The sequence below is a fragment of the Nocardia sp. NPDC005746 genome (genome assembly GCF_040630785.1).
GTDB lineage: Bacteria > Actinomycetota > Actinomycetes > Mycobacteriales > Mycobacteriaceae > Nocardia.
The window spans coordinates 154,576-166,246 of the sequence record NZ_JBEXYE010000004.1; the positions used below are offsets into that span (position 1 = coordinate 154,576).

Annotated in this window: 12 protein-coding genes; 8 read left to right on the forward strand and 4 right to left on the reverse strand. The window is 70.2% G+C overall.

Annotated elements, in window-relative coordinates; genetic code table 11:
• Nucleotides 1–32 precede the first annotated feature (32 nt).
• Nucleotides 33–1,121: a family 20 glycosylhydrolase gene (locus ABZ412_RS09590; RefSeq protein ID WP_357278480.1), complete on the forward strand. Its 1,089-nt coding sequence runs from the start codon at nt 33–35 to the stop codon at nt 1,119–1,121.
• Nucleotides 1,122–1,136: 15 nt separating this feature from the next.
• On the opposite strand, the gene ABZ412_RS09595 is transcribed toward ABZ412_RS09590, so the two are convergent.
• Entirely contained in the window at nt 1,137–1,880 is a 744-nt protein-coding gene (locus ABZ412_RS09595) for a hypothetical protein (protein WP_357278482.1), read from the reverse strand.
• Between the two features lie 81 nt (nt 1,881–1,961).
• Complete coding sequence (locus tag ABZ412_RS09600; protein WP_357278484.1) at nt 1,962–2,951, reverse strand: zinc-binding dehydrogenase; 990 nt, start codon at nt 2,949–2,951, stop codon at nt 1,962–1,964.
• 371 nt (nt 2,952–3,322) lie between these two features.
• Between ABZ412_RS09600 and ABZ412_RS09605 the strand changes: the two genes are divergently transcribed.
• From ABZ412_RS09605 to ABZ412_RS09635, 7 genes are all read left to right on the forward strand, one after another.
• Entirely contained in the window at nt 3,323–5,206 is a 1,884-nt protein-coding gene (locus ABZ412_RS09605; protein WP_357278486.1) for an ATP-binding protein, read from the forward strand.
• Nucleotides 5,203–5,616, forward strand: coding sequence for a roadblock/LC7 domain-containing protein (locus ABZ412_RS09610; protein WP_357278488.1), 414 nt, complete (start codon nt 5,203–5,205; stop codon nt 5,614–5,616). Before ABZ412_RS09605 ends, ABZ412_RS09610 begins: the two co-directional genes overlap by 4 nt.
• Complete coding sequence (locus ABZ412_RS09615; protein ID WP_357086153.1) at nt 5,613–5,966, forward strand: DUF742 domain-containing protein; 354 nt, start codon at nt 5,613–5,615, stop codon at nt 5,964–5,966. The genes ABZ412_RS09610 and ABZ412_RS09615 overlap by 4 nt, the downstream gene beginning before the upstream one ends.
• A gap of 28 nt (nt 5,967–5,994) precedes the next feature.
• Nucleotides 5,995–6,549 carry an ATP/GTP-binding protein gene (locus tag ABZ412_RS09620; RefSeq protein ID WP_357279021.1) on the forward strand — a complete coding sequence of 185 codons (555 nt, stop codon included), beginning with the start codon at nt 5,995–5,997 and terminating at the stop codon, nt 6,547–6,549.
• On the forward strand, nt 6,546–7,808 hold the full coding sequence (locus tag ABZ412_RS09625) for a cytochrome P450 (RefSeq protein WP_357278490.1): 1,263 nt from the start codon (nt 6,546–6,548) through the stop codon (nt 7,806–7,808). Before ABZ412_RS09620 ends, ABZ412_RS09625 begins: the two co-directional genes overlap by 4 nt.
• A complete protein-coding gene (locus tag ABZ412_RS09630) occupies nt 7,805–9,031 on the forward strand; it encodes a cytochrome P450 (protein WP_357278492.1) in 1,227 nt (408 codons plus the stop codon). The genes ABZ412_RS09625 and ABZ412_RS09630 overlap by 4 nt, the downstream gene beginning before the upstream one ends.
• Nucleotides 9,032–9,175: 144 nt before the next feature.
• The gene (locus ABZ412_RS09635; protein ID WP_357086159.1) at nt 9,176–9,442 is read left to right on the forward strand and encodes a GlsB/YeaQ/YmgE family stress response membrane protein; all 267 of its coding nucleotides are present in this window, start codon (nt 9,176–9,178) and stop codon (nt 9,440–9,442) included.
• A gap of 259 nt (nt 9,443–9,701) precedes the next feature.
• Here the strand turns inward: ABZ412_RS09635 and ABZ412_RS09640 are convergent, their stop codons facing one another.
• Together ABZ412_RS09640 and ABZ412_RS09645 are read right to left on the reverse strand one after the other, a co-directional pair.
• Nucleotides 9,702–10,661 carry a helix-turn-helix domain-containing protein gene (locus ABZ412_RS09640; protein ID WP_357278494.1) on the reverse strand — a complete coding sequence of 320 codons (960 nt, stop codon included), beginning with the start codon at nt 10,659–10,661 and terminating at the stop codon, nt 9,702–9,704.
• Nucleotides 10,662–10,780: 119 nt separating this feature from the next.
• Nucleotides 10,781–11,626: a ParB/RepB/Spo0J family partition protein gene (locus ABZ412_RS09645; protein ID WP_357278497.1), complete on the reverse strand. Its 846-nt coding sequence runs from the start codon at nt 11,624–11,626 to the stop codon at nt 10,781–10,783.
• Nucleotides 11,627–11,671 lie beyond the last annotated feature (45 nt).

An 11,671-nucleotide genomic window follows, 5' to 3' on the forward strand; every position in this document is an offset into this window, starting at 1 on the left:
GATCATCCGCACCGAGAGGACACTCGACACCCATGACGGGAAACGTGAAGCGGCGATTGGTCATCGCCGCGCTGCTCGCCGCCGGACTGGTCACCGCGACGCCGACCAGGGCGCAGCCCGCACCCGCCGCTGCCACCGAGTACCCGTGGCGTCAGCTCATGGTCGATACCGGGCGCGAGTACTTCCCGATCGACTGGCTCGAGGCGCGAGTGCGGGAGCTGTCGGCGTCGGGGATGAACACGCTGCATCTGCACCTGTCCGACAATCAGGGCTTCCGGCTGCGCAGCGACACCCATCCGGAGGTGAACTCGGCGCAGACCTACTCCAAGGACGAGATCCGCGCGCTGGTGTCCTACGCCGAGGGCTACGGCATCACGGTGGTGCCGGAGATCGACATGCCCAGCCACATGGGGCAGATCCTCGCCCACCATCCGGAACTCCGGCTGGTGCCGGCGCACACCACACCGGCCGAGGCCCAGCAGGATTCGCTGCTCGGCGGACCGGAGACCAAGATCGACCTGTCCAACCCGGCGGCCTATCAACTCATGGGTGATCTGCTGCGCGAATTCCTGCCGCTGTTCCCCGGCCCGTACTGGCACCTCGGCGCGGACGAGTACGTCAGCGACTTCGACCGCTATCCCCAATTGAGCCCGTACGCGGTGCGCGACTACATCACCTGGGCGTCAAGCATTCTGGCCGAGACGGGCAAGACGCCGATCGTCTGGAACGACGGGCTCGACTGGCCCGGCGGACTCGGCCTCGACCCGTCGATCATCATCGACTACTGGTCCGCGGGCACCGCGCCGTGGATCCGCACCGGCCGCGGCCCCGCCGAGCTCGCCGCGAATGGAAACCGCTTGGTCAATGCCGGTTTCACCCCCACATACTTCGTCACCGGCGGACCCGCATCGGGCCTGAACACCCCGCCCGCTCTGCTGAAACTGTGGGATCCCGCGATCTTCGTCGACCTCAGCACCCTGCCCGCCGCGAGCCGATCCCAATTGATCGGGTCGGGCGTCTTCGTGTGGTGCGACGATCCCACGGCCATGACCCCGGACGAGATCTCCGCTCCCCTGTCGGAACGGCTGGTCATCATGGCCGACAAGCTTCGCGGGCGGTAGCGCCGAGTCGCGGTGTCAGTGTTTGGGATTCACCTCGGGCATCAACGCCGACCATGCCGCGAGCACGTCCTCGGTCTGTTGTTCGGGGGTGCCGTAGGTGTGGGCGGCGACGGTGAAACCCGGACCGAAGGAGACCGACGACACCTCCGGATCGCCGACATCGGACCAACCCCACTTGGTTCCGTACACCTGCGGCAGCCGGGCCGTGCCCCAGTCCTGGCGGGTGCCGTCGGCGGCTCGGTCGGCGGGCTGTTCCATCCACGCCAGGATGGGGCTGTCGGGTTCGTCGCGGATCTTGGCGGCGAGGAAGTCGGCCACGTCGGCGGTGCTGGTGGTCGAGAATTCCCAGCCGCCCTGGCTGTGGGTGGAGCGGAGGTGGTATTCGGTGGCCTCGGCGTCGATGGCGTACGGGTATTTGGCTTCGATTCGATCGGCGGCGGCGTCGTCGGATTTGCGGATCATGCGTTCACCGAGGTCGCGGTCCTCGGCGGAGCCGTCGCCGTGTTTGAGGGCGTAATCGGCGAGGTAGAGCTTGGCGAGGGACAGGGCCGCGCGCTCCTCGTGCTGGTTGGTGGTGCCCCAGCCCGCGCCGGGGACCAGCGTGCGCACCGAGAGCGCGGTGCGAGGCGGGATGCGGGACGAGTCGAAGGCGCCGGGGTCGAGCGCGGGTTGCGCGCTCGCCGCTCCGCCGGCGCAGACGCCCAGCGCCAGTCCGACTCCGGTCGCCACGGTCTCGACCACACCTGCCCGCCTGCCCATCGCCCACCTCCGCGTCGCGTTGCACCCGGTGTCACCTTGCTCCGCGGCGCTGGGCGGAGGCTCACGACACGCCGATGGCGGTCAGACCGTGAGCAGGGTGCGACCCAGCGCGGCGCGCGATCCGATGGCGGTGTGCGCCGCCGCGGCCCGGTCGAGCGGGAAGGTCTGGCCGATCACGACTTCCAGTCGTCCGGCCGCGACTTCGGCGTGCGCGCGCTGGTGCAGCGCGAGCCAGTCGGTGTCCGGGGTGGTGAGCTCGAACAGCGTCACGACGGTGACCTCCTGGGCCGCAGCGGATTCCGCGTCCACCGCGGCGAAGCCGCCGGCGGCATTGCCGTAGGCGATGAGCAGACCGCCCGGCGCGACGGCGGCCAGTGCCGCGCGGCCGATCTCGCCGCCCGCGCCGTCGAGGACCACCGCGACGCCGCCGGTGCGTTCGCGCACCCGCTCGGCCCAGCCGGGCTCGGAGTAGTCGATCACCTCGTGCGCGCCGAGTCGTTGCGCCAGCGCGAGTTTCGCCTCACCGCGGGCGGCCGCGATCACCCGCGCTCCGGCGGTCCGCGCCAATTGGACCAGCAGCGTGCCCAATCCGCCCGCGGCGGCGGTGACCAGCACCCACTGCCCCGGTTCGATGGCGGCCCGGTCGGCGATGGCGAGCACGGTGCGGCCGTCGTGGACCAGGGCGGCGGCCTGCTCGAAACTCAACTCGGCGGGGATGGCCGCGAGGGTGTCGGCCTTGGCCAGGGCTCGTTCGGCGTAGCCGCCGATGGGCAGGCCGCCGCTGACGCCACTGGCCGCGGTGGGGGTGGCCACCCGCTTGCCGACCCACGCGGCGTCGACGTCGGGGCCGACGGACTCGACGGTGCCGGTGACCGCGCCGCCGGGGATGAAGGGCGGTTCGGCCGGGAAGTAGTCACGCGCCGCGCCGCTGCGCAGCATCGTGTCCAGGAACATGACGTCGGCGGCCGCGACCCGCACCACCACTTCGCCGGGCCCGGCGACGGGGTCGGGAACCTCGTCGATCTTCAGCACCTCGGGTCCGCCGAACTCTTCGACCTGCACTGCACGCATCTCGTTGCCTCCCTCTCGCTTCCGACGACCGCTTCGACCGGCCGTCGCTGCACCCAGCATCGAACCTCGACATATGTTGAGGTCAAGGCCGGGCGGCGAAGGTTCACTCCGGGCGAACACGAGAGATCCGTTTCCGAGCCACGCGGCGCGCCCTGACCTGCGCCGTCGATCCATTGTCCCAACGGATGGGACGGATGTTTGCCCGTGGGTACGCGCTCGGGTAGCGCCACTGACCGGGTGCGCTTATGCTGCGTCCGGCAGAACCGAATCCGCTTGGCGGTCCGGGCATTTCGCACGGCATTCCGCGGGGCGGGCGCGGTCGGGGGCATCGGGGCGTCCGCCCTGATGGACGTAGTTCGGAAGTGCGGAGCGTGTCGGAATCAGTCAATCCGCCGAATGGGGAACAGCACACCGTTCGGGGTCAGCGCCCGCCGTATGTGACGACGGCCGTCTCACTGGTAGCCACCGCGATCGTGGTCGCGGTCGCGGTTCTGCTGTCCCCCAACGAATTCCGGATACCGATGGCCATCGGGGCGAGTGTGGCGGCGTTGTTGCTGACCGGAGCGCTCACCGCGGCCGCCTACTACCGGGACCGGGCGCACACGGTGCGCCGCGAAGCTCTCGCCTACACCGCGCAGGCCGATGCCCATGTGGCCGCGACCATGTCCGCCGCCCAAGCGCGAATCACCGAGTCCGAGGCCCGGGTTCACGACATCCGTGAGCACGCCGCCGAACAGGCCCGCGCCGCCAAGGACAACGAGCACCGCCGGGCCGCGGCCCTGGCCGCGTTCGCCGGGGCCGCGGGCCGCATGCAGGCCATGAGTACCTCCATGCTGGCCGAGCTACGCGAGATGGAACACCGCCACGCCGATCCGAAGGTGCTGGCCGACCTGCTCGAACTCGACCACCGCACCGCCCAGGCCGGGCGACTGGCCGACAGCATCGCAGTGCTCAGCGGCGCCCGGTCCGGTCGCCGGTGGGCGAAACCCATTGCCATGGAGTCGATCCTGCGCGGAGCCATGGGCCGCGTCGCCGGGTACCAGCGGGTGCGGCTGCGCGCGGTCACCGAGATCGCCGTGGCGGGCCACGCCGCCGAGGGCGTCATGCACGCGCTGGCCGAGCTACTCGACAATGCCTGCAACTTCTCCCCGCCCACCACCGAGGTGCATGTCTACGCCGCCGAGGTCCCGGCGGGTGTGGTGATCACCATCGAGGACAGCGGCCTCGTCATGAGCGAATCCGCTCTCCGCAGAGCCGAATCCGCGGTGGCGGGCCCCCGCGCCGACACCGACCTCTCCTCACTCTCCGGCACCCGCCTGGGTCTGGCCGTGGTCGGGCACCTGGCCCGCAAGCACGACCTGACCGTCAGCTACCGGCCCTCCGCCATCGGCGGCACCGCCGTCGTGGTGGTCATCCCGCGCGAACTGACCACCCGCCTGGAACGCCAGTCCGGCGCCCTGTCCCGCCTCACCCCGGTGGCCGCCGGTGCGTCCGCCGACACCGCGGAACCCCAGATCACCCGCGTCCCAGCGCGGCCGGATGACTCGGTCGCCGAATCCGCGTGGGCAGGCTCGGCCGCCGCACCGGGGCGTGGCCCCGGGCTCGCCGGAACGGCCCGCACCGGATCCTTCGACCCGGCGAGCGCAGAACGATCCGAGCCCATCGCGGCCGCGCCCGATTCCACCGCGGCGAACCATGCCGATCCCGCCGGCTCGGCACACACCGCCCCGAGCGGTCCGGCGCAGTTCCCCGCGCGCGGCAGCGATCAGGGTCGTCAGCCGGATGAATCCGGCACGCACGCAGCGACTTCCAGCGGTCTGCCGAAGCGGCAGCGCGGCAGCACCCTCGCCGCCGTCCACCCGGAGGGCTTGACCGTTCCGGCGGCCCCGCCTCCGCCGCGTCCGCCGGCCGCCCCGTCGTCGATGGCCGCCTTCCAGCGTGCCGTCTCCGGTCGGGAGACCCCCGCCGACGCAGGGTCTTCGCCGCTCACCAACCTCGATCCGCCCTCGGGCGGCCGCATTCCCACCGTCTCTACCCGGCCGGATCCGCTCGGCCTCGACGGCTCGAGCGACGCCTCCCTGCTGCCGAGGTCATTGATGGACGCGGTCCGGCGCGGGATCGATCTGCGCGACAACGCCTCCGCGGCTTCGCCTTCCGCCGGTCGGACCGCACAGCTCCCGGACGGCGAGATCGGTCGCGAGCCCGGCACCGGCGCTTACCCTGCCCCTGCGAACCCCTGGGAGACCGATCGATGACACCGTCCGCCACACAATTGGGCTGGCTGTTGGAGCAGCTGCTGGTGCGCACGCCGCGGGCGCGGCACGCGCTGCTGCTGTCGGGGGACGGTTTGAAGATCTGTCATACGCCGGGGCTGGGGAACGACAGCGCCGATCAGCTGGCGGCGATCGCGGCCGGGATCCAGAGCCTGTCGCACGGGGCCTCGGTGGAGTTCGGGGACGGGCGCGGCGGCGTGCGGCAGTCGATGACCGAGTTCTACGGGGGCATCCTGTTCATCGTGGAGGCCGGGGTGGGCGCGCACATCGCGGTGGTCGCCGCGGAGGACGCCGACGCCGGACTGGTCGGCCACAATATGCGCGAGCTGGTCGAACAGCTCGGCGAGCATCTCGCCGCCGCCCCACGAGTACCGGGGGCGAGCGTGCCGTGACCAGGCCAGACGAGGATCCGGATCGGCTGTACACGCTGACCGGCGGTCGCAGCCAACCGGATTCGGACGCCTTCGACCTGGTCACCCTGGTGGTCAGCGAGAGCGCTCCGGTGCGCGGCATGCAGTCCGAGCACGCCGCCATCCTCGATATGTGCCGCGCGCCGACCGCGGTGGTGGAGATCGCGGCCGAGCTGCGCCTGCCGGTGGGCATCACCGTCATCCTCCTGTCGGACCTGCTGCACGCGGGCAAGATCACGGTGCGTCATCCGGATCACGCGTCGCGGCAATGGAATTGGCTGCCCACTACCGACACGCTGGAAAAGGTGCTCGTTGGACTCCGCAAACTCTGATCTCCGCCCGTCCCGGGCCGAGGCTCCGCTGCCCGCCGACGCCCGTCAGGGCCTGAAGATCGTCATCGTGGGCGGCTTCGGCGTCGGCAAGACCACCATGGTGCGCTCGATCAGCGAGATCCGCCCGCTCGACACCGAGGCCACCATGACCCAGGTCGGCCAGGGCGTCGACGACCCGGCCGGGATACCCGGAAAGTCCACCACCACGGTGGCTTTCGACTTCGGCCGCATCACCATCGACAACGAGCACGTGCTCTACCTGTTCGGCGCGCCCGGCCAGGAACGCTTCTGGTTCCTGTGGGATCGGCTGTTCGCGGGCGCGCTGGGCGCGATCGTGCTGGTGGATCAGCGCCGGATCGCCGACTCCTGGTACGCCATCGACCGGCTCGAACATCAGGGCACACCGTTCATCGTGGCCTGCAACAGCTTCGGGCCCGGACCGTCCCTGGCGGAAGTGCGGGAGGCGCTGGATCTGGGCCCGCACATCCCGCTGGTCGAATGCGATGCCCGCGTGCGCGATTCCTGCAAGAACGTCCTGATCACCCTGGTCGAGTTCCTCTACCACCCGGAGACCGTCTCATGACCTCGCCCGCGCAGAGCGGCTGCCCGGTGCCGCATGCCGCCGCGGCGGCGGTGCCGCTGAGCGGCCCCCGCTTCCACACCGACCGCAACTCCCTCTACCGCGAGATCCGCCGCGACCGCGGCCCGGTCGCCGCCGCCGAACTGATCGGCGGTATCCCGGCCTGGCTGGTGCTCGGCTACCGGGAGATGCACCAGGTCACCAGCTCTCCCGAACTGTTCCCGCGTGATGTGAGCCTGTGGAACCAGTGGCCCAATATTCCCCCGGACTGGCCGCTGCTGCCCATGGTCGGCACACCGATGCCGTCGATCTACTTCACCGCGGGCGCGGAGCACCGCCGCCACCTGGCCATGGTGGAACCGGCGCTGGAATCGGTGGACAACTTCGAATTACGCAGGGTCGCGGAGGGTTTGGCCGATCAGCTGATCGACGCCTTCTGCGGGCGCGGCTCCGCGGACCTGGTCGCCGAATTCGCCGAGCCGCTGCCCGTGCTGGTGCTGGCCGCGCTGCTGGGTTTTCCGGAGGTCGAAGGCCCCGGCCTGGCACGGGCCATGAAGGTGATGGCCGACGGCGGCGCCGACGCCCAGACCGCGCACCTGCAGTTCATGCAGTACATGCAGCACCTGCTGGCCATGAAGAAGGCCGCGCCCGGCGACGACCTGGTCTCGCGCATGCTCGCGCAGCCGGGGCGGTTCACCGACGAGGAGTACGTCAACGACCTGATGGCCGTCACCGCCGCCGGGCATCTGCCCACCGCGGACTGGCTGATCAACTCGGTGCGGCTGATGCTCACCGACGACCGGTTCGCGGCCGCGCTCGGCGGTGGCCGCCGCAGCGTGGATCAGGCCATGAACGAGGTGCTGTGGGAGGACTCCCCCAACTCGATCCTGGCCGGGCGCTGGGCCGCCCGCGACACCCGGCTGGCCGACACCCAGATTCGCGCCGGTGATCTGGTGCTGCTCGGACTGGCCGCCGCGAACACCGATCCGCATGTGCGCCAGTCGGTCGGCGACGGCATCAACAGCGGCAACAACGCCCACTTCGCGTTCAGTCACGGCGAGTACCGGTGCCCGTTCCCGGCGCAGCAGATCGCGGAGACGGTGGCACGCACCGGCATCGAGGTGCTGCTGGACCGGCTGCCCGACATCGATCTGGCGGTGCCCGCGGCGAGCCTGGTGCGCCGGCCCTCCCCGTTCCTGTGCGGAATGACTTCTCTGCCCGTTGTTTTCACACCTGTTCGCGCTCTCGGAGGTTTCCAGTGAGTTCCCCCTGCCCGCATGCCATCGCCATCGATCCGATGGTCGGCGATCTCGCCGGTGAGACCACCCGTCTGCGCGCCGCCGGACCGATCACCCGCATCGACCTGCTGGGCGCGCCCGCCTGGACCATCACCGATCACACCGTGGCGCGGCAGCTCCTCACCGACACCCGGCTGGTCAAGGACATCAACGCCTGGAAGCTGTTCAGCGAGGGCGTGATCACCCGGCAGTGGCCGCTGATCGGCATGATCGACGCCGGGCGGTCCATGTTCACCGTGGACGGCCCCGAACACCGCCGCCTGCGCATCAAGACCACCCAGGCGCTGACCCCGCGCCGCCTGGAGGAGCTGCGCCCCACCGTCGAACGACTCACCAAGGAGCTGCTCGACGACCTCGACGCGGCGGGCGGCGAGGGCGCGGTGGTCGACCTCAAGCAGGTCTTCGCCTACCCGCTGCCCATGCGCGTGATCTCCGAACTGATGGGCGTGCCGCGCGAGGACCACCCCATGCTGCTGGACTGGTACAAGAAGTTCTTCTCGATGATGACCCCGCAGGACGAGCGGCTGCGGGTCATCGACGACATGGACGTCTACTTCACCGAGATGGTCCGCCGCAAGACCGCCACCCCCACCGACGATCTCACCAGCGCGCTCATCCTGGCCGACGAGGGCGGCGAGCCGCTCACCGAGGAAGAGGTGGTCGGCAACCTCAAGGCGCTGGTCGCGGCCGGGCACGAGACGACCGTCAGCCTGATCCTGAACACGGTGCGCGCCTTGCTGACCCGGCCCGAACAGCTGGCCCGGGTGCGGTCGGAGGAAGTGGAGTGGAAGCAGGTCATCGAGGAGTCGCTGCGTTTCGACGGGCCGGTCACCCATCTGCTGATGCGGTTCGCCACCGAGGACATCACGGTCGGTGACACCGTGATCGAGAAGGGTGAGGGCGTGGTCATGTCGTACCGCGCGATCGGACGCGACACCGACGTATTCGGTGACGACGCCGACGAGTTCGACATCACCCGGCCGACCGCGCACCGCAATATCTCCTTCGGGTACGGCCCGCACATCTGCCCCGGCGCGGCGCTGGCGCGGCTGGAGGCGGCCATCGCGCTGCCCGCGCTGTTCGACCGCTTCCCGGCGCTGCGGCTGGCCGACGCGGATTCGGACATCGTGAACCTTCCGGTCATGACGCAGAACGACATCGCGGCGCTGCCGCTGCACCTGGTCTGACCGCTCGCCCACGTGCCGGGACCCCGCTTCCCGGCGCGTGCGGCCGTGTCCGCCACGGGCGAATTGGGGTGTTTCGGCTCGCTCATCACCGACCTTCGCCCTGCTACCGTCGATGCAGCGGAACCCAACGACAAGGAGAATGTCATGGGCGGCATCATCACGATGATCATCATCGGCCTGATCGCGGGCGCGATTGCCCGGCTGATCGTCCCCGGCAAGGAGGACTTCGGCATCATCTGGACGGCGGTGCTCGGCATCGTCGGCGGCTATGTCGGCGGAACGCTGGGCAGCCTGCTGTTCTCGCCGCACGAGTTCAGCGTGCATCCGCCGGTCAAGCACGCCTTCCTGGGCGCGATCGTCGGCGCGATCGTGGTGCTGGCGATCTACAAGTGGATCCGCGCACGCGTCTGAGCGCCTCGCGTATCGAAGACCACCGCTCGGGGCGGGGCCGCTGGAAGGCGGCCCCGCCCCTTGTGGTTTCGGCGGCGTTGCACGCGATGAGGGGTCCGTACAAGGCCGCCGCCGCCACGACGCCGTCCCCACGGCGCCCCCGGGCCGCAGGTGGTCTACGCCCCAAGCCTTTCTACGTACCTACTTAGTAGATACGTAGAAGTTAGCAGAAGGTTGCGGCCGGATCAACGCGCGGATTTCCTTCGCGGGCGGGCTGCGATCAGCCGCAGCCGGTCTCGCGGTAGGCGGCCGGGGTGGTGCCCATCTCGACCCGGAAAGCGCGATAGAACTGCCGCTCATTGGCGAAGCCGGAACTGTGCGCGACCGCCGCCACGGGGAGATCCTTTCGCGCGGTGAGCAATCCGCACGCGTACTCGATCCGCATCCGGCGCAGCAGCGTCGCCGGGCCCTCCTCGAACTCCTCGAGCACCCGGTACAGCGTGCGCCGCGACACCCCGCAGCCCGACGCGATCGACTCCACGGTGAGTGACGCGTCGAGGCAGTGCTTCCGGAGGAAATCCAGCACCTGACGGCGGGTGAGGGTCTCCGACGCCTCGCCCGGGATCGAGCGGCCGGCCGTCAAGGCGATCGCGGAGGACAGCAGATCCACCGTCGAACCGGCCAGCACCCCGGCCTGCACGGGGTCGGTGTTCTGCAATTCGGTCAGCTCACGCAGGAAGCTCGTGACCACACCGGCGGGACTGTTCCCCGCCACCGTGGTCGCGGTCGGGATCTCCGACGGGGCAATACCGGAGCGCTGCCGCAATCGGCTCAGCGGCACCTGGACCGCGGACATCTCCCACGCGCCCTCGAATTCCCAGTGGTACGGGCGGGTGCTGTCGTAGAACACCATCTCGCCCGGACCCACCTCCGCGACCCGGCCGTCCTGATGCAGCCGGCCGCGGCCCGCGATCTGAATGCTGGTGTGCAGGAACTCGTCATCGGTGCGGGCGATCAGGGTGCGGGTGCGATGAACCCGCTGCTTGCTCGCGCCCAGCGTCGACAACTCGACCTCGTTGTAGCGGCCGTGCACGATCCAGCCCTGGAAGCTCTCGCACTCGCCGGGCGATACCGCCAGCGGCACATAGGCTTCGCTGAGCCCCGCCTCCCATTGTTCGAACAGCCGGCCCGAATCGGCCCCCTCGCCGCCGCGGACCTCGACTCGCCGGATCCCCTGCAACGCACCTACTCCGATCGATCCTGCACCACGCTCTTCAACATTTTGTCATGGCCGGATTCGAGCCCCGAAGAGCGCCAAGCCCTTCGACGCCGTCCGGCTCGCCGCGGGCGCGGCGCTCGTCACGCCGCGGTGTTCTCCTCCGCCACCGCATGCCGGGTCGCGGCACGGGCCAGGGCCGACCAGTTCTCGGCCTGTTCGGCGGCCAATTCGGCGAGGAAGGCGGCGTGATAGGCCGGGAGATCACTGATCACCTCGGCCCAGGTCGCGGGATCGGCGGGGATGGTCGCCAGCAGGTCGAGCAACTGCCGGCCGGATTCGGTGCGGTGCAGCGCGGGGTCCGAGGTACGCAGGGCCGGCGGATGATCGGCTCCGGCGGCCGGGACCGAACAGCGTTGGACCGGACGAGGATCGGCGTGTGGGATGCGCTCCGGACGGCGATGAACCTCGCCCGGCGCGGCGACCGGGGTCGGGCACGGGCGCGGCTGACAGGTCGGCAGCAATGCGGTTCGGCGCCGCACGGCCGCGATCGTGCGCTCGGACAGACCGAGTGCCATGGCCAGCCGGCGATCCGACCAGTCCGGGTAATACATCAGCACCTGTTCGGCGGCGGCCTTGCGATCGGCGGCGGACAGCGGCAGGCCGTGCGCGGTGTTCAGCCGGATGGCCAGCAGCAGCGCCTGCCCGTCGTCGCCGTCGAAGTAGACCGCGTCGATCCACTGCGACCCGCTGCACTGCGCGGCCCGTACGCGATGGGCGCCGTCGATGACAGTCATGCTCGGCCGGTGCACCACGATCGGCGGCAGGGCCCCGGCGACCTCCGACAGCGCGGCGACATGCCGGGCGTTCTCTCCGGATTGCCGCAGCGTCGCGCCGATGTGCACGCGGTCCAGGGGGATTCGGACGATCTCGGCGGGATTCGGCTCCAGTCCGCGGACATTCGCGCCCCGATAGGTGCGCAACCCCATCGATCGCACCATTCGAGCCGCCAGCCACTGCCGGATACCGGTGAG

Coding starts and splice junctions, on each gene's coding strand:
- ABZ412_RS09590 (WP_357278480.1), top strand. CDS start 33: ATGACGGGAAACGTGAAGCGGCGATTGGTCATCGCCGCGCTGCTCGCC.
- ABZ412_RS09595 (WP_357278482.1), bottom strand. CDS start 1,880: ATGGGCAGGCGGGCAGGTGTGGTCGAGACCGTGGCGACCGGAGTCGGA.
- ABZ412_RS09600 (WP_357278484.1), bottom strand. CDS start 2,951: ATGCGTGCAGTGCAGGTCGAAGAGTTCGGCGGACCCGAGGTGCTGAAG.
- ABZ412_RS09610 (WP_357278488.1), top strand. CDS start 5,203: ATGACACCGTCCGCCACACAATTGGGCTGGCTGTTGGAGCAGCTGCTG.
- ABZ412_RS09625 (WP_357278490.1), top strand. CDS start 6,546: ATGACCTCGCCCGCGCAGAGCGGCTGCCCGGTGCCGCATGCCGCCGCG.
- ABZ412_RS09635 (WP_357086159.1), top strand. CDS start 9,176: ATGGGCGGCATCATCACGATGATCATCATCGGCCTGATCGCGGGCGCG.
- ABZ412_RS09645 (WP_357278497.1), bottom strand. CDS start 11,626: ATGGGGTTGCGCACCTATCGGGGCGCGAATGTCCGCGGACTGGAGCCG.